20 protein-coding genes are annotated in these 16852 nt (G+C 63.1%); 9 read left to right on the top strand and 11 right to left on the bottom strand.

All coding sequences use genetic code 11. From position 1 onward, the window contains the following. Nucleotides 1-19: 19 nt before the first annotated feature. Nucleotides 20-2203 (top strand): transglycosylase domain-containing protein, encoded by a 2184-nt coding sequence (locus K3165_RS04430; protein ID WP_221547594.1) that lies wholly within the window; start codon nucleotides 20-22, stop codon nucleotides 2201-2203. A gap of 3 nt (nucleotides 2204-2206) precedes the next feature. Here the strand turns inward: K3165_RS04430 and K3165_RS04425 are convergent, their stop codons facing one another. Both K3165_RS04425 and K3165_RS04420 read right to left on the bottom strand, forming a co-directional pair. Next, nucleotides 2207-2620: a PaaI family thioesterase gene (locus tag K3165_RS04425; RefSeq protein WP_221547593.1), complete on the bottom strand. Its 414-nt coding sequence runs from the start codon at nucleotides 2618-2620 to the stop codon at nucleotides 2207-2209. Further along, nucleotides 2613-3074: a PaaI family thioesterase gene (locus tag K3165_RS04420; protein WP_221547592.1), complete on the bottom strand. Its 462-nt coding sequence runs from the start codon at nucleotides 3072-3074 to the stop codon at nucleotides 2613-2615. Before K3165_RS04420 ends, K3165_RS04425 begins: the two co-directional genes overlap by 8 nt. 134 nt (nucleotides 3075-3208) lie before the next feature. Between K3165_RS04420 and K3165_RS04415 the strand changes: the two genes are divergently transcribed. From K3165_RS04415 to K3165_RS04405, 3 genes are read left to right on the top strand one after another with little or no spacing between them, the layout of a single operon-like run. Beyond that, nucleotides 3209-3370: a hypothetical protein gene (locus K3165_RS04415; RefSeq protein WP_221547591.1), complete on the top strand. Its 162-nt coding sequence runs from the start codon at nucleotides 3209-3211 to the stop codon at nucleotides 3368-3370. Between the two features lie 16 nt (nucleotides 3371-3386). Beyond that, nucleotides 3387-4349, top strand: a complete 963-nt coding sequence (locus K3165_RS04410) for a hypothetical protein (protein WP_221547590.1) — start codon at nucleotides 3387-3389, stop codon at nucleotides 4347-4349. Then, the gene (locus tag K3165_RS04405; RefSeq protein WP_221547589.1) at nucleotides 4337-5248 is read left to right on the top strand and encodes a transposase; all 912 of its coding nucleotides are present in this window, start codon (nucleotides 4337-4339) and stop codon (nucleotides 5246-5248) included. Before K3165_RS04410 ends, K3165_RS04405 begins: the two co-directional genes overlap by 13 nt. On the opposite strand, the gene K3165_RS04400 is transcribed toward K3165_RS04405, so the two are convergent. Genes K3165_RS04400 through pyrE form a run of 9 tightly spaced genes read right to left on the bottom strand, consistent with a single transcriptional unit; the run spans nucleotide 5233 to nucleotide 11080 of the window. Next, nucleotides 5233-5373: a hypothetical protein gene (locus K3165_RS04400; RefSeq protein ID WP_221547588.1), complete on the bottom strand. Its 141-nt coding sequence runs from the start codon at nucleotides 5371-5373 to the stop codon at nucleotides 5233-5235. The genes K3165_RS04405 and K3165_RS04400 overlap by 16 nt on opposite strands. 18 nt (nucleotides 5374-5391) lie before the next feature. After that, entirely contained in the window at nucleotides 5392-5877 is a 486-nt protein-coding gene (gene ruvX, locus K3165_RS04395; protein WP_221547587.1) for a Holliday junction resolvase RuvX, read from the bottom strand. Then, nucleotides 5856-7097 (bottom strand): DUF3089 domain-containing protein, encoded by a 1242-nt coding sequence (locus tag K3165_RS04390; RefSeq protein ID WP_221547586.1) that lies wholly within the window; start codon nucleotides 7095-7097, stop codon nucleotides 5856-5858. Before K3165_RS04390 ends, ruvX begins: the two co-directional genes overlap by 22 nt. Beyond that, nucleotides 7087-8202, bottom strand: a complete 1116-nt coding sequence (locus K3165_RS04385; protein WP_221547585.1) for an AI-2E family transporter — start codon at nucleotides 8200-8202, stop codon at nucleotides 7087-7089. Before K3165_RS04385 ends, K3165_RS04390 begins: the two co-directional genes overlap by 11 nt. A gap of 11 nt (nucleotides 8203-8213) precedes the next feature. Further along, complete coding sequence (gene lepB / locus K3165_RS04380) at nucleotides 8214-9098, bottom strand: signal peptidase I (RefSeq protein WP_221547584.1); 885 nt, start codon at nucleotides 9096-9098, stop codon at nucleotides 8214-8216. Further along, the gene (gene acpS / locus K3165_RS04375) at nucleotides 9095-9496 is read right to left on the bottom strand and encodes a holo-ACP synthase (RefSeq protein ID WP_221547583.1); all 402 of its coding nucleotides are present in this window, start codon (nucleotides 9494-9496) and stop codon (nucleotides 9095-9097) included. Before acpS ends, lepB begins: the two co-directional genes overlap by 4 nt. After that, nucleotides 9493-9765: a pyridoxal phosphate biosynthetic protein gene (locus K3165_RS04370; protein WP_221547582.1), complete on the bottom strand. Its 273-nt coding sequence runs from the start codon at nucleotides 9763-9765 to the stop codon at nucleotides 9493-9495. The genes acpS and K3165_RS04370 overlap by 4 nt, the downstream gene beginning before the upstream one ends. After that, nucleotides 9762-10502 carry a pyridoxine 5'-phosphate synthase gene (locus K3165_RS04365; RefSeq protein ID WP_221547581.1) on the bottom strand — a complete coding sequence of 247 codons (741 nt, stop codon included), beginning with the start codon at nucleotides 10500-10502 and terminating at the stop codon, nucleotides 9762-9764. Before K3165_RS04365 ends, K3165_RS04370 begins: the two co-directional genes overlap by 4 nt. Continuing rightward, nucleotides 10499-11080 (bottom strand): orotate phosphoribosyltransferase, encoded by a 582-nt coding sequence (gene pyrE / locus K3165_RS04360; protein ID WP_221547580.1) that lies wholly within the window; start codon nucleotides 11078-11080, stop codon nucleotides 10499-10501. The genes K3165_RS04365 and pyrE overlap by 4 nt, the downstream gene beginning before the upstream one ends. Nucleotides 11081-11293: 213 nt before the next feature. On the opposite strand from pyrE, the gene coxB reads away from it, so the two are divergent. The 5 genes from coxB (at nucleotide 11294) to K3165_RS04335 (ending at nucleotide 16765) form a co-directional block, all read left to right on the top strand. After that, a complete protein-coding gene (gene coxB, locus K3165_RS04355; protein WP_247713879.1) occupies nucleotides 11294-12334 on the top strand; it encodes a cytochrome c oxidase subunit II in 1041 nt (346 codons plus the stop codon). 33 nt (nucleotides 12335-12367) lie between these two features. Continuing rightward, entirely contained in the window at nucleotides 12368-14083 is a 1716-nt protein-coding gene (gene ctaD, locus K3165_RS04350; protein ID WP_221547579.1) for a cytochrome c oxidase subunit I, read from the top strand. Between the two features lie 83 nt (nucleotides 14084-14166). Further along, on the top strand, nucleotides 14167-15126 hold the full coding sequence (locus K3165_RS04345) for an alpha/beta fold hydrolase (protein ID WP_247713878.1): 960 nt from the start codon (nucleotides 14167-14169) through the stop codon (nucleotides 15124-15126). Nucleotides 15127-15154: 28 nt separating this feature from the next. After that, entirely contained in the window at nucleotides 15155-16078 is a 924-nt protein-coding gene (locus tag K3165_RS04340; protein ID WP_221547578.1) for a heme o synthase, read from the top strand. Between the two features lie 123 nt (nucleotides 16079-16201). Then, entirely contained in the window at nucleotides 16202-16765 is a 564-nt protein-coding gene (locus K3165_RS04335; protein WP_221547577.1) for a cytochrome c oxidase assembly protein, read from the top strand. Nucleotides 16766-16852 lie beyond the last annotated feature (87 nt).

Below are 16852 nucleotides of genomic sequence, written 5' to 3'. Positions count from 1 at the left end.
TGTGTAGCACAGTAGGTCCATGGGCGTAATCGACTCAATTTTCCGCCGCAAAAGGCCCGAGCCGGAATTCACCGGCCATCGCGGTTATTACGCGACCCATGACGCGTTCGACGATGCGGAGTGGGACAGGCGGCTCGACGATCTCGATCATGCGCTCGCTGCCGAGGAAAAGCGGCGAAAGCGGTTCTGGCAACGCGACTACTGGCGCGGCCGGCGCAAGCGCTGGTGGGCTGCGCGCATCTTCGCCGGGCTGCTCGGAATCTTCATCCTGCTTGTCGGCTGGCTCGCGATCACTGCGCCGCTCGGCAAGTCGCTCGAACCGATCGCTCCTCCGCAGATCACGCTGCTCGCTGCCGACGGCACGCCAATTGCCCGCAATGGCGCGATTACCGACGAGCCGGTCGATGTCTCGAAGCTCCCACCGCATGTGGTGGAGGCATTCCTCGCCATCGAGGATCGGCGTTTCTACAGCCACTGGGGAGTCGATCCGCGCGGCATCGCCCGCGCGGCCGTAACCGGCACGGGCGGTGGCAGCACGATCACCCAGCAGCTGGCGAAATTCACCTTCCTGACGCCGGAACGCACGCTGACGCGCAAGGCCCGCGAGGCGCTGATCGCCTTCTGGCTCGAGGCATGGCTGACCAAGGACGAGATCCTCGAGCGCTACCTCTCGAACGCCTATTTCGGTGACAATGTTTACGGACTGCGCGCGGCGAGCCTGCACTATTTCTACCGCAAGCCCGAGAACCTGAGGCCCAACCAGGCCGCCATGCTCGCCGGGCTGCTCCAGGCGCCCAGCGCCTATGCACCGACCCGCCATTACGATCGCGCTGCCAAGCGGATGGAACTGGTTGTCCAGTCGATGGTCGCAGCCGGCTACATCACCGAGGCCGAGGCCCGCGCCATGCGCCCGCCCGCGCTCGACGTGAGGATGAAGAGCGATATTCCGACCGGCACCTATTTCGCCGACTGGGCGCTGCCCGAGGCTCGCGAGATGTCGGACAGCGGCTATGCCCGGCAGACGCTCACTACCACGCTCGATTCCAAGCTTCAGAATATTGCCCGCCGGGTGACCTCGCGTGCACCGCTTGGCAATGCGCAGGTCGCGCTTGTCGCCATGCGTACCAATGGCGAGGTCGTGGCGATGATCGGTGGGAAGGATTACGAGAAATCACCCTTCAACCGTGCGACGCAGGCCAAACGCCAGCCCGGTTCCACCTTCAAGCTGTTCGTCTACCTAGCTGCGCTGCGCGACGGCTGGGAGATCGACGACCGGATCGACAATCGCGAAATCACGGAGGGTTCGTACCGTCCGGGTAATTCGGGCGGGCGCTATTCGGACAGCCTCACGCTGGAAGATGCCTTCGCCCAGTCGAGCAATGTCGCCGCGGTGCGCCTTTTCGGCGAAGTGGGTAGCGAGAAGGTCATCGAGACCGCCCGCGACCTGGGTGTGACTTCCGACCTCACCAAGGGCGATCCGAGCATGGCGCTGGGCACCTCGACGATGAGCCTTCTGGAATTGACGGCGGCCTATGCCGCAGTGGCCGGCAATGCCTTTCCTGTCGAACCCCATGCCTTTGCGCGCCCCGAGCGGGGCTGGTTCGAAAATCTCGTCGATGGCCCTTCCAGCCTGCCTGGCGATACCCACCGCGAAATGGAGGCCCTGCTCCGGGCCGCGATCAACAAGGGCACGGGTCGCGCGGCTACGCTGAGCGGGCCGAACTTCGGCAAGACCGGCACCACGCAGGACAATCGTGACGCGCTGTTCGTCGGCTATGCTGGCGATCTCGTGGTCGGCGTGTGGATCGGCAATGACGACAATTCGCCGCTCGACGGTATTTCCGGCGGCGGGCTGCCGGCGCGTATCTGGCGTGACTTCATGACGCAGGCGCTCGGTGTTTCCGCCGCTCCCAGCCAGCCCGGTCCGCGCGAGAACACCGATCCGGGCGGACCTGTCGAGCCGCTCGACGTGCCGGACCTCGAGGATATCCCGCTTGGCGATGGCAACAGCCGCCTGCGCATCCGCGATGGCGAGGCCGTGTTCTCGACCGAGGTCGACGGCATCCCCATCGATATTACGATTACCGAAGGCGGTATCGGTATCGACGAAGAAGCAATCGAGGAAGCGCGCCGGCGTGCGGAAGAGGCACGCTACGAGGCGGTCCGGGAAGAGCTGGAGCGGCGGCGCGAGCGGGCCGAGTAGAGCCTAGTCCTTCGGTTCGGCGACCAGCACGTTCATCACGGCAGTCGCGATAGGGCGCGAAGGGTCGTCCTGCCATGCTTCCACCGTCAGATTGGCACTGCGGCGCCCGAGCTTCGTGACGCGTCCCTTGGCATAGCTGGTCCGGCTTTTGCCAGCGGACAGATATTGCACCGTGATATTGATCGGCTTGAGCAGCGCTTCGCGGTCGCGCTTGGCCAGCTCGGCCCGCAGAGCGGCATATCCCGCCGTTTCGAGAAGTCCGCCGGTCGCGCCGCCGTGATAATGTTCGGGCCGACCTTCGACTGCCTCGTCGAAGGCGACGCTCATTACCGGGACACCGTCTTCCATTCCGGACAGCTCGATGCCGAGCGAACGGGCATAGGGCGTCAGCGCATCGGGATTGCCTTTGTCACTCACCGGGCAGCTCCCGCTTGTCGGTCGACTGTCCGATTTTCATGAAAACCGCCTGGATATGCGCGACCGGGTCGCTCGCGTCGCCGTCATGCGCAAGGCCGCGCACGAAGGCGGCCGAGCGGGTGACGCGATAGCATTGCGAACGTCCGAACACCGGCGATCCCTCGCGCGCCGGGCGTACGTAATCGACCCGTAGGTCCAGCGTTGCGATCGGTTCGAACCGGTCCATCGCTTTCCAGATCGCAAGCCCGCTCGCCATGTCCATCAGGCTGAGGATCGGTCCGGATGCGAGCACGCGCTGTCCATCCTCGCCCAAGAGGTCTTCGCGCCAGGGAAGCTCGAGCTCTACCCAGTCGTCGCCATGGTCGGAATAGCGGAGACCCAGCCAGCCGGAGTGGCCGCGGCTGGTCAGGAACGGCGTCGCCGTCTTGGGATCGAATGCGGGTTTGTCGGTCATAGTGGAGAGCCGCCGATAGCGTCCGGTTCCCGACGATTACAATGTTTTAATTCGATCGCGCGGCAACAAGCCGCCAGCCTCCTTGCCGGAGGGTGACACCGGGTCGCGCCTCCGACAATCAGGAGGATTACCTAATGAACCTACCCAAGATCGACCTTTCGAGCCTGCCCGCCCTCGACACGGTGACCGGCCTGTTCGGCACTTTGTCGGCATCCGAAGGTCCGACCGTGGATGATCGCGTGGTCGTGATCATGACCTACATCTACGAAGTCGCTCCGCCCGAAGCGCTGCTGTGATCGGGAACGCGGAACGATGAGAATCGACCCGCAATTGCGCGCGCTGCGGAGCGACACTGCTCCGCAGCGCAAGGCGCAGATCGCGCTGGAAGCGGCCCGCGATGCCTGGGCGCAGGGCCCGGCTCGCAAGGTCCTCGAGGAACTGGAGCGCTACGGGAGCGAGGGCGCGCTTGGTGAGTATCCCGCGCTCGCCGGCCTGTTCGCACAAGAAGGCACCGCCAGAGAGCTGACCGAGGCGCTGATGGCTTCCTTGTTGGAAGAGGTAAGGGCGCACCCGCTCGGACAGGTCCCGCTGCGGCACCAGTACAAGGACGGTTTGTCCGTCCTGCAGATCGCCCAGCGCGGCCGCGCCGCCTTGTCGCTGATCACATATGAAGAGACACAGATCGACCCGACCTCGGTGTGCTTTGCCGGTGGTGAACGTCACGAGGCAGTGCTGGCAGGATCGGCGGACATCTGCGAGTTCGAGCTGCTTGCCGAAGGGCCCGAGCGCGCCTCCATCGATTGCCACACGCGCCGCGCGGTCGCCGGCGAATACCTGCGCTGCGAAGGGCAGGCGCACACGCGCCAGATACGGCAGGTCCATGGCCGCTTCGTTGTCCTGCGGCTTTCGCGGACCGAAGAGGTGCCGCCCGAAACGCGCCAGTACAGCCTTGCCGACGGACGCCTGCTCCACCGTGCGAGCGGCTGCCGTGCGGAAAGCCAGCGCGAAATGGCGACGGCGCTGCTCGGCCGGATGGGACGGAGCGATGTCGCCCCCTTGCTGGCCCGGCTCACGAGGGAAGGCAGCGACCACATCCGCTGGCAGACCCTGCGCGAATGCCTCGCTCTCGATACGGTCCAGGGCTTCGTGGCCCTGTCGGCCATTGCCCGCGATCCCGCCGATCCGCTCTCGACACCTGCCGGTGCGCTAATGGCGCAGCTGGTCGAGGCGCACCCCCAACTTTCCCAAATCGAGGTTTCCAGATGCCCCGCATAATTCCGTCCGACGAAACCGCAGTTCACGGCCTCGAAGAATGCCTCGAAATGCTGGATGCGGTGCCCTTCGAACCGGATGATGAAGATAGCCTCACCAACGGTGCCATGGCATTGAAGCGGCTCGCCAACAATCGCGACTTCCTGGGCGACCTTCTGATCGAGCAATTGAAGGTCGGCCACAAGGATGGCGGGATCGAGAGCGCCTATGGTCCGCAATCGATCGTGCTTTCGCGCATGCGTGGCCGCAGCTTCCTTCGCGCCAATATCTGGCCCAGCGAGCAGGAAAGCTGTTTCCGCGCGAGCGGGTCCGACGCCTTCGTCTACGGCGTGCCGCACGACCATAATTTCAGCTTCCTGACCGCTGGCTATTTCGGGCCGGGCTATGGCAGCGATTACTACGAGTACGACTACGAGAGCGTCGCGGGATATCGCGGGGAAGTGTGCGACCTGCGCTTCGTCGAGCGCACGCATCTGGAGGAGGGCAAGCTCATGCTCTACCGCGCCAATCTCGACATCCATTCGCAATTGCCGCCCGAGAGCATGTCGGTCTCGCTCAACATCATGCACATCGATCCGGCGCAGGCTTGGTCGGACCAGTACGGCTTCGATCTCGACAGCAATGCCATGACGGGCGTGCTCAATCCGACATCGACCGAATGTTTCCTGCGCTGCGCAGTGGGAATGGGCGGCGATGAGGCTCTGGACTTTGCCGAGTGGGCCGGACGCGAACATCCAAGCGACCGGCTCCGGCTGGCGAGCTTCGAGGCGCGGAGCGGGCTGGTGCAGGGTGCCGCACGCGACGCCCTGTGGCGCGAAGCCGAGCTATCGGGAAGCGTCATGCTTGCAAGGGAAGCGGCGGAAAAACGCCGCTGGATCGAGCGATCCTACCAGAGCGCGTAGATCGTCATCACGAGGAAAAGGGCAATGAATGCCATGCCGAGCAGGCGGCCAAGCGCGTTGAACAGACCGCGCCGCCGCCTGCCGCGATTGGGCACGGCTTCGAATACGTCCAGAAAATCCATCATTGCTGCGACCCCTCCCCCTTAAAAACCACCTCCTGCGAGCGTATCGATCGCTCCTTGGAGGATGACCGCAGCTGCATGGCTGTCGATCTTTTCGGCACGCTTTGCGCGGCTCATATCCTGGCCGATCATCGCGCTTTCGGCGGACGATGTCGACCAGCGTTCGTCCCATAAAAGAACCGGCAGTTCAAGCGCTTGTGTAAGGTTCCTGGCGTAAGCACGGCTCGCTTGGGCGCGGGGGCCTTCGCTACCGTCCATATTGCGCGGCAGGCCGAGGACGAGGCCCTTGATGCTGCGCTCTGTCACGATCTCGCGCAGTTTGCCGCAGTCCTTGGTGAACTTGCTGCGCGGGATCGTCTTGCCCGCGGTCGCAAAGCGCCAGCCCGCATCGCAAGTGGCGACGCCGATGGTCTTGGTGCCGAGGTCGAGCCCAAGCAATGCGCCGCCATCTGGCAGCGCATCGCCATAGTCGAGCGCGTTGTCGGTTACGATTGCGTCGGAGCCCATGCGCCCACGCGCCGCAGCACGTCTTCCTGAAGGTTCTTCCAGAACAGCGGAATATCGTAGACGTGGTAATTCCCGCCGGGCAACACGCCCTGTCCGATATCGGGCCCTTCCCCGATCCGCAGGATGCCGCTGGTGTCGCAGCTTGCGGGGACCGCTCCTGCCACGAGCTCGCCTGATGACATGTCCGCGCTGGGCTTGAGCGTGCCGAGATTGTCTTCGGCTGCGGCGGTGCCACCCGTCATACCGGTCAGCGGATTGACGCACAGGATCGTATCGTCCGAGCCGCGTGGCTTTCCATCCATGCCGGGAAGGGCGCTGTAGCGCTTTAGGAGTTGGCCCGGGTCGCCGCCATCGGTGAAGCTGATGTAGCTCACGACGCAGCGCGCCTGGTCCGGCGCGGCACAGGCGGGCAGGGGATAGGACGGCAGGTCATGTTCGACCGAGATCGGCCAGCCGGGGGCGTAGACCGCGGCGATGCGGCTTTCGACCGGGCTGCCGGGTACCTTCTCGCGCAAGAGGCGCAAGATGTGGACCGAACCCTGGCTGTGACCGGCGAGGATGATCGGTTTGTCGGCCCCGACGCTCTCGACGAAGAATTCGAAGGCCTGCTCGACGTCGGCATAGGCCGCGTCGATGGCCATGGTTGCCTCTTCCTGATCGGTCAGGAAGGCACCGACCGCCGCCTGCCGATATTTCGGAGCCCAGATCTCGTCGGCGCGGTTGAAGGGGCTGGCAAGGCCGCGAAGGAAGACACGGGCAAGACGGTCGGTTTCCTCGTCGTTCAGAGGCGCATTCCATTCGCCCAACGCGCCCTTGGTGTAGCTTGTAGGCGGGACGAAGAAGACTGCGAAATCGGGCGTCGCCTGCGCATCGGCAGCTTCGCCTCTCTGCGATCCTGCAGTGTCGAGGGCGCCGGGAGCATCGAGGCTCCGTTCTGCCGCAGGATTGTCGGGCGAGGGGGCCTGCGCTGCCGGATCGGCGGCGGGCTGTGCGACGGCGGGCTGGTAACGCGAAGGGTCGCTCGTGCCGATACCCGGCCGTGAATACCACATGGCCGGATCCTGGTAGGCATTGTCCGCCAGCGCTTGCTGCTCCACGAACTCGCCGCGCGGGACCATCGCGATTTCCGTCGCTTCGCGGGACCAGATCGAAAGGGCGATCGCGCCCACGATCAGCGTCACGATGATGATGGCAATAAAGTAGAGAAACTTACGCGCCATTCTCGGCGGCCTCCTGTTTCTTGGCTTCGGCGTCGTTCTGTTCGGCGCGGCGTTCCAGCGCGACCTTGATCATGGCGAGCAGCGGATCGGCGAGGAAAAGGCCGATGATGCCGAACAGGATGCCCATGATCAGCTGTGCCGCCAGCACCAGCGCAGGTGCAAGATCGACCGTCTTCTTGGCGATCATAGGAATGATCACATAGCCGTCGAAGTTCTGGACGAGGAAATAGACCCCGATGGTGTAGAGGCCCATGTCAGTGCCACCCGAGAAGCCGACGAGCACCATCAGCGCGCCCGAAATGATCGCGCCGAGATTGGGAACGAAAGCCAGCAGGCCGGTCAGGATCGCGAGCAGCGCGGCCATGGGGACCGGATCGATCCCGAACAATTGGCCGCCGAACGCGAGCAGAACGTATGTGAAGATGCCTTCGAACAGCATGCCCACCAAGCGCCCGGCCATGAGGCGGCGCAGGGTCTCGCCCATCCGGGCTGCGGTAATGTAGAATTCATCGCGACGATGACGCGGAAGCATCCATGCAACACCGCGCTCGTACAATGTCGGATCGATCGCGACATAGACACCGATGATCGCAATCAGAACGATTGTGGTCAGCCCGCCGACGATGCCGCTCAGCGCTCGGGTGACGGTGCTGATCCCGCTGCCGATACTGCCGGCATAATTTTCGAGATGGTCCTGCGAGATGGCAAAGCCCTGCGAGCGGGCATAGGACAGGAGCTCACCGATCTGGCGTTCGATGATGGCGGGAAATTCGGCCGCTTCCTGCGAGATGGTGGAGCCGGCGAAATAGACCAGCCAGCCAAAGAACAGCACCACGCCGATCAGGACTATGCTGACGCGCCAGGTCCTTCCGATGGGCAGGACACGTCCGAGAAGCCGTGTTCCGCCCTCGATCATCGAGGCGAAGACGAGTGCTCCGAAAATAACCAGCAGCGGTCGTGCAATGTAGACGGCCAGAACACACAGGCCGATCACGCCAGCCCAGATCGCTGCGCGCATGATCTCCATGCGCATGAGCGGATCGCCAATGCGTGACGGGCTGGTGCCGAGATCCTTGCTGGCGATATCGAGCTTGTCGTCGGCCATCTATACCCCTGTTATTGTGCCTTTTCCGAAGGCTTGGAGGGGCGCAAGGTGGTCCAGGCGCGGCCTTCGCGCAAGCTCGTAAACCAGGTCACCGGATTGAGCGTGGTCGTGCCGTCGAGCGAGAAGGTGATGAATTCCGCGCGCCCCCCGATATTTTCCAGCGGTACCGGGCCCAGCAGCCCACGCGAGGAATTGAGCTCGCGGCTGTCGGAAGAATGGTCGCGGTTGTCGCCCATCACGAAGACATGCCCTTCGGGGATCGTCATCTCGTCGAAATCGTCGAGCCAGCTGTTTGTGTGGTCTATGACGAGGTAATTCGCGCCATTGGGAAGTGTCTCACGGTAAACGGGTACGCGGCAAACGGTCGCGCCTTTGTCGTTCGTGACGATAAAAGAGGGGTCGTCGAAGCCGCGGCAAGTCGAATTCGCGTCGATCGGCAAGTCGAGCGGTGGTTCGGCTTCCTGCGGGACAGGTTCACCGTTCAGGATGATCTGGCCATTGCGGACCGCGATTGAATCCCCCGGCAGGGCGACCACGCGCTTGATGTAATCTTCGTCGCGTTCCGGATGCACGGGAATGACGATGTCGCCATATTCGGGCGTTGCAGGGGCAACGCGCCAGTCGCCACGGGGCGCAAGGTGGAAGCTGACCGAGGACCAGTTCCAGCCATAGGGATATTTGCTCACCACCAGCCGGTCTCCGACCAACATGTTGGGCAGCATGCTTTCCGACGGGATGTAGAACGGCTTCGCCACGAAGCTGTGGAAGGCGAACACCGCCAGCAGCATCAGGGCAAGGCCGCGGATTTCCGCCAGCCAGTCGACCTTCTTGTCGTCGTCGTTCGTGTCGGTTTTTTCGGGGGTCGGTTCTGTCACGGCCGCGGTATCTGAGCTCATGCGGGGTGGGCCTCGATGATTACGAATGCCTGTGCCCATGGATGATCGTCTGTGAGGGTGAGATGAATGCTGGCCTCATGGCCGTGCGGCAGCATTTCGGCAAGCCTTAGTGCAGCGCCCCCGGTGAGCGCCAGCGTAGGCGCGCCCGACTTGGCGTTCACCACACCGATATCGCGCATGAAGACGCCGCGCCTGAAGCCGGTGCCCACGGCCTTCGAGAAAGCTTCCTTGGCGGCGAAGCGCTTGGCGTAGGTGCCGGCGATGGTGAAGGGTCGCTTGCGGGCCTTGGCGCGCTCGATCTCGGTGAAGACGCGGTTCTCGAACCGCTCGCCATAGCGGTCGAGCGAATTGGCGATGCGCTCGATATTGCAGAGGTCGGAGCCGAGGCCGATAATCATAATACCCTCGCGAATATGGCGATCAGGATGACGAGCATCATCCAGTGCAGCACGACCTGTGCCTTGACCAGCGGATGATCGATCTGCCCGCCTGAGCGTTTGAGCGCGCCTGCGTATCCGAACAGCTGGAGCAGCGGCCAGCCGACCGCGAAGGCCAGCAGCACCTGGCGCGAAAAGGCCACGCCGAGCAGGGCCAGGCTAAGCAGGAAGGGGATCGCCGCCGCGAGTGCCCACAACTGAGCGCCGCGCGAAAGCCCGGCCTCGCTCACCGCGCTTCGTCCATCAGCTCGCGCATGTGGCGCACGGCGTGCTCGAGTCCGACGAATACCGCCTCCCCAACGAGGTAGTGACCGATATTGAGTTCGGCGATCTGCGGGATGGCCGCAATCGGCTGGACGTTTTCGTAGGTGAGGCCATGGCCAGCATGCGGTTCGATGCCGTTCTTCGCGGCAAGCGCGGCCATGTCGGAGATGCGCTTCAGTTCGCGCGCGACCTTCTCGCTATCGCCGTCGAGATGGGCATGGGCATATTCGCCTGTGTGGAATTCCACGACTTCGGCACCAAGCTTGAGTGCTGCATCGAGCTGGCGTTCGTCCGCCTCGATGAAGAGCGACACGCGAATGCCGTTGTCGCGCAGTTTCCACACGATCGGGGCGAGCGTGTTGTGCTGGCCCGCCGCATCGAGTCCGCCCTCGGTGGTGCGCTCCTCGCGCTTTTCGGGGACGATGCAGGCGGCGTGCGGCGAGTGCCTGAGGGCAATCTCCAGCATTTCCTCGGTGGCGGCCATCTCGAGGTTGAGCGGGAGGTCGGTCGCATCCTGGATGCGTTTCAGGTCGGCATCACGGATATGCCGCCGGTCTTCGCGCAGGTGGGCGGTGATCCCGTCACCGCCGACACGGGCGACGATCTCCGCTGCCCTGACAGGATCGGGATGGTCGCCGCCCCGGGCGTTCCGGATGGTGGCGACGTGGTCGATATTGACGCCAAGGCGGAGGGGCCGGTTCAAGCCTTGCGGCTCCCCGGCTTCGTGATCTCGATCGCTGCGAGCTCTTCGGGGACCTCGTCATCGGCATAGGTCGGGAAGTTGATGTCGATCAGCGGGAAGAAGGGTACGCCCAGATCGGCCGCGCCATTGCTGCGATCGACGAGCGAGACTTCGGCGATGACCTCGCCGCCCTCGCGACCGACGGCCGCGATCGCCTCGCGGCTGGAAAGACCGGTGGTGACCACGTCTTCTACCATCAGCACCTTGGCGCCCGCTTCGAGGCGGAAGCCGCGGCGCAGGTGGAACTCGCCTTCAGGGCGTTCGAGGAACATGGCGTCCTTGCCGAGCGCACGGCCCATTTCCTGGCCGATGATGATGCCGCCCATCGCAGGGCTGACGACCACATCGATCTGGCTGCGGATGTCGCGCGGGATCTTCTGGGCGAGGGCAAAGGCAAGCCGGCCGGCCCGTTCCGGGTTCATCAGCACGCGTGCGCACTGGAGATAGTGCCCGCTGTGGCGTCCGCTGGAGAGGAGGAAATGGCCTTCGAGCAGGGCTTCGCTGGCGCGGAATTCGGAGAGGATTTCGTCTTCTGTCATGGTGTGGATGCTCAAAGCGCCTCGAGCGCGTTTGCGCAAGAGGCAAAGGGACTTGCACATTTTTATCCGTCACCCGCTTGAGGCGCGCGGCATCCCTGCCTATAGGGCGCATCGCAAACGGACCTCGCATGAGGTGCGGCCACCGCGCACACGCGGTCGCCGCGAAAGCTACAGGGTCCGCCTGACGACACGACACGAAAGAGTTCCAACGTAATGAAAACTCTCGGATTTCACCGGATCGTAGCCAGCCTCGCACTGGCGTTTTCGCTGGTCATCGGCACGCCTGCCGCCATGGCGCAGGACGCAACCGAAGCAGCGCAACTCGAATCCGTCGATCCCGCGGAAGCCGCCGACGTCGCGAATCCCGACGCGGTTGCGGAAGGCAGCGACGCCTACACGCCGATGGCTCCGACCGAAGGCAAGGGTATGCCCGTAGCCGGTGGATGGGACATCCAGCCCCAGTATTCCGAGAATGGTGAACTCGCCTATGGTCTTCACTACGGCCTGATTTGGGTCATGGCGGCGATCAGCATCTTCGTGCTCGTCCTGCTTCTCTACACGGTTTTCCGTTTCCGCCGGTCGGCCAACCCCGTCCCGTCGAAGACCAGTCACAACACGGTGATCGAAGTCATCTGGACTGTCGTGCCGGCACTCATCCTGCTGGTGATCGCGGTTCCCTCGATCACGCTGATTGCCAAGCAGTACGAAACCCCGCCGAAGGATGCGATCACCATCAAGGCGATCGGTTACCAGTGGTACTGGGGCTACGCTTACCCTGACAATGGCGACTTCGAAATCGTCTCGAACATGCTCGAGAAGGAAGAAGCCGATGCGCGCGGCGAACCGCACCAACTGGCAGTCGACAACCGCATGGTCGTGCCCGCGGGTGTTCCCATCCGCCTGCAGGTTACCGCTGCCGACGTTATCCACTCGTTCGCGGTGCCGAGCCTCTGGTTCAAGATGGACGCTGTTCCGGGCCGCCTGAACGAGCGCATCTTCCAGATTGACGAGCCGGGCGTTTACTACGGCCAGTGTTCGGAACTCTGCGGTGCCCGTCATGGCTACATGCCTATCGCGGTCGAAGCACTGCCGATGGACCAGTACAATGCCTGGGTCCTGGCGCAGGGCGGCACCGTGAAGGCTGCCGAAGGCGCTGGCACCGAAGCCGAGATGGTGCCGGTCCAGACTCCCGAAAGCGCAGTTCCCGATGCAGCGGGTGCAGGCGCTCCGCCGGTCGAAAACCCGGCTGAATAATCAAGTTTACGATAGACGCGAGAGTATAGCACGATGGCCACTACCGCCGACAGCTTCCAGGCTCATACCGACGACCACGCACACGACGCCGATCACAAGCCCGGCTTCTTCGCGCGTTGGTTCATGTCCACCAACCACAAGGACATCGGTACGCTTTACCTGATCTTCGCGATCATCGCCGGTATCATCGGCGGCGCGATGTCGGGCGTGATGCGCTTCGAACTTGCAGAGCCGGGTATCCAGTACCTTGGCTGGTGGGTCGAATTCTTCGGCGGCGAAGCAAGCTTCGATGCCAATCTCCACATGTGGAACGTGTTCATCACCGCCCACGGCCTGATCATGGTCTTCTTCATGGTCATGCCGGCGATGATCGGCGGCTTCGGCAACTGGTTCGTACCGCTGATGATCGGCGCACCGGACATGGCCTTCCCGCGCATGAACAACATCTCGTTCTGGCTCACCGTTGCCGGTTTCGTCAGCCTCTGCTTCTCGCTCTTCGTACCGGGCGGCACGGGCCTCGGCGCGGGCGTGGGCTGGACGGTTTATGCACCGCTCTCGACCTCGGGCTCGACGGGTCCGGCTGTCGACTTCGCGATCTTCTCGCTGCACCTTGCCGGTGCAGGCTCGATCCTGGGTGCGACCAACTTCATCACCACCATCTTCAACATGCGTGCGCCGGGCATGACCTTGCACAAGATGCCGCTGTTCGTATGGTCGGTGCTGGTTACCGCATTCCTTCTGCTGCTGGCCCTTCCGGTCCTCGCAGCTGCCATCACCATGCTGATCACGGACCGTAACTTCGGTACGACCTTCTTCGATCCGGCAGGCGGCGGCGACCCGATCCTTTACCAGCACCTGTTCTGGTTCTTCGGTCACCCCGAAGTGTACATCATGATCCTGCCGGGCTTCGGCATGATCTCGCAGATCGTTGCGACCTTCAGCCGCAAGCCGGTCTTCGGCTACCTCGGCATGGCCTACGCCATGGTCGCGATCGGCGTCGTCGGCTTCATCGTCTGGGCGCACCACATGTACACCGTGGGCCTCGACGTGAACACGAAGATGTACTTCACCGCGGCCACCATGGTGATCGCGGTTCCGACCGGCGTGAAGATCTTCAGCTGGATCGCCACGATGTGGGGCGGTTCGATCGAATTCAAGTCGCCCATGGTCTGGGCCCTTGGCTTCATCTTCCTGTTCACCGTCGGCGGTGTGACCGGTGTCTACCTCGCCAATGGCGGCGTCGACGACGTGGTTCACGACACCTACTTCGTGGTGGCTCACTTCCACTACGTGCTGTCGATGGGTGCCGTCTTCTCGATGTTCGCGGGCTTCTATTACTGGTTCCCGAAGATGAGCGGCCGGATGCACTCCGAACTGCTGAGCCACCTGCACTTCTGGGGCTTCTTCATCGGCGTGAACGTGATCTTCTTCCCGCAGCACTTCCTCGGCTGGCAGGGTATGCCGCGTCGCTACCCCGACTATGCCGATGCCTATGCCTACTGGAACGAGATCAGCTCGCTCGGCTACACGATCATGGCGCTTTCGATGATCCTGTTCTTCGTGAACATCATCTACGCATTCGTCGCCGGCAAGAAGGCGGAAGACAACTACTGGGGCGAAGGTGCGACCACGCTCGAGTGGAGCCTGTCGAGCCCGCCGCCGTTCCACCAGTTCAGCGAACTGCCGGTGATCGAGGACCACCACGACCACCACGACCACATTGGCGATGCGAAGCCTGCAACGGCCTGAGCGCGCTAATCACTGGACAGAAACAAGCGGCCGGTTCCACAAGGGACCGGCCGTTTTCTTTTGTGCGGACGAGAGGATTTTTCATGCCCGAAATGCGGACCATCGGTGTCGGAGACCTGAGCCTTAGATGCGCAATAGAGGGAGAGGGGCCGCTGGTTATCCTGGTCCACGGCTTTCCGGAAAGCTGGTACAGCTGGCGCCACCAGCTGGGTCCGTTGGCAGAGGCCGGGTTCACCGCCTGCGCGATCGACGTTCGCGGCTATGGCGGTTCGGGCAAGCCCGAACCGATCGATGCCTATGCGATGGAGCATATCGTCGGCGATCTGGTCGGTCTGAGGAAAGCGCTGTCGCCCGACCGGCCCGCTATCCTTGTCGGGCACGACTGGGGTGCCCCCATCGTGTGGAACTCGGCGCTGACCCATCCGGAGCATTTCCGTGCAGTAGCCGGTCTTTCGGTGCCCTTCGCTGGCGTCCCGAGCCGCCCCTTCACCGAGGTCTTCCACGAGCATTTCACGAGCCAGGGCAAGTTCTTCTATCAGGAATATTTCCAGGAACCGGGCGTTGCCGAGGCCGAGGCGGAAAAGGACCCGCGCGACTGGGTCGCCCGCATGATGTATTCGATCAGCGGCGACGTGCCGCCGGGCGAATACTGGACCAAGCCTTATGGCGCGACCTTCCTCGAAGGCCTGCCCGATCCGCAGCCTGTCGATTGGCTGACCGAGGAGGACCTCGATTTCTACGAGGCGGAGTTCAAGCAGTCGGGCTTCCGCGGTCCGCTCAACCGCTATCGGAATCATGTCGACGACTACGAATGGCTGCAGACCTGGCAGGGCAAGCAGATCGAACAGCCCGCCCTGTTCATCGGCGGAACGCGTGATCCGGCCACCTACCTGTTCGGCGCGGTGGAGGATCCGGTTGCTCTTATGCGGATGTTCGCTCCGAAGGTCGAAGGACATATTCTGGAGGGCGTCGGCCACTGGACACAGCAGGAGCGCCCCGACGAGGTGAACCGCTTGCTGATTGACTGGATTCAGCGGCTCTGAGTCACTATAGGGCGCCCAAGCGAATCCCATGACCGAAGCAACCACACCCTCCACCCAGCTCCCCGCGGACTGGCGCGACTTTTTCGCGCTGACCAAGCCGCGCGTGATGAGCCTCGTGATTTTCACCGGCCTGTGTGGTCTGCTGGCGGCTCCGGGAAGCATCCATCCCATCATCGGTTTCACCGCAATCCTCTGCATTGCGCTTGGCGCGGGCGGTGCCGCGGCGCTGAACCAGTGGTGGGAAGCGGATATCGATGCAGGCATGAAGCGCACGTCCAAGCGCCCTCTGCCCGCCGGGCGGATGAACCGCACCGACGCGCGTGACTTCGGCATCCTGATCTCCGCTGCCTCGGTGGTCATCATGGGCCTGGGCGTGAATTGGCTCGCGGCAGCGATCCTCCTGATCAGCATCATCTACTATGCGGTGGTCTATACGATCTGGCTGAAGCCTCGCACGCCGCAGAATATCGTTATCGGCGGCGGAGCCGGGGCATTTCCGCCCATGATCGGCTGGATCGCGGTGACCGGCGACATCACCCTTATGCCGGTCCTGCTGTTCGCGATCATCTTCTTCTGGACCCCGCCGCACTTCTGGGCGCTCGCCCTGTTCGTGCAGAGCGACTATGCCAAGGTCGGCATCCCGATGATGCCGGTGGTCAAAGGCGAACGTTCGACGCGTCGCCAGATCCTCGCCTATTGCATCCTGCTGGTTCCGATCGCTGCCGCGCCGTGGTTCATCGGCGGCACCGGGGCGTTCTATGGTATGACCGCAATCGTGCTGTCGCTCGTCTTCCTGCTGATGAGCGTGCCTGTCGCCCTGCGTACGGCAGTCGAAGGCGACAAGATGAGCCTCGAGAAACGTCTGTTCGCCTTTAGCGTTTTCTACCTGTTCGCCCTGTTCGCGGCGCTGGTTGTCGACCGGGTCGCAGCCCAATACGGAGTTTTCGGATGACCCCCGAAGAGGAAAAGGAACTACGCCGCCGCCAGAAGAGCCGTAATCTCGTGCTCGGCGGCATCCTGCTGTTCATGGCGATCCTGTTCTACGCAATCACCATCGTGAGGATGTGAGGGACTTATGACCACCGCGACTTTGCAAAACCGGAAGAACCGCACGGCGATGCTCGCCCTGCTGGCGGCGGCGGGCATGCTGGGTCTCGGATATGCGGCGGTCCCGCTCTACCAGCTGTTTTGCCAGGTCACCGGTTTCGGCGGCACCACCCAGCGCGCAACCGAAAGCGAAGCGGCCATTGCCGAACGGATCGGACAGGCAGCGGGCGGCCAGCAAATCTCGATCCGCTTCGATGCCACGACCGCGCCGGGCCTCGGCTGGACGTTTAAGCCCGAACAGGTGACCGATACCGTCACCATCGGCCAGCGCGACATGGCGATCTATCTCGCGAAGAACAATTCGGACCGCCCGGTAACCGGCACTGCGACCTTCAATGTCGAGCCGGAACAGGCAGGCGCCTATTTCAACAAGATCCAGTGTTTCTGCTTCACCGAGCAGACGCTGCAGCCCGGTCAGGAAGTGCGCATGCCCGTGCTGTACTTCGTCGATCCCAAGGCACTGGACGATCCCAATATGGAAGGGGTGGAGCAGATCACCCTGTCCTATACCTTCCACGAAGCGATCGATTAGACCACGAACGCAAGAATAACCTCGGCTGCCCCCTAGACCCGCGCGTTCTTGCGCATTAAGGGCACCCGCATAGCGAAACCCAGGACA

The sequence above is a fragment of the Qipengyuania xiamenensis genome (genome assembly GCF_019711495.1).
GTDB classification, from domain to species: Bacteria; Pseudomonadota; Alphaproteobacteria; order Sphingomonadales; family Sphingomonadaceae; genus Qipengyuania; species Qipengyuania xiamenensis.
This window is presented reverse-complemented; position numbering and strand designations above follow the sequence as displayed.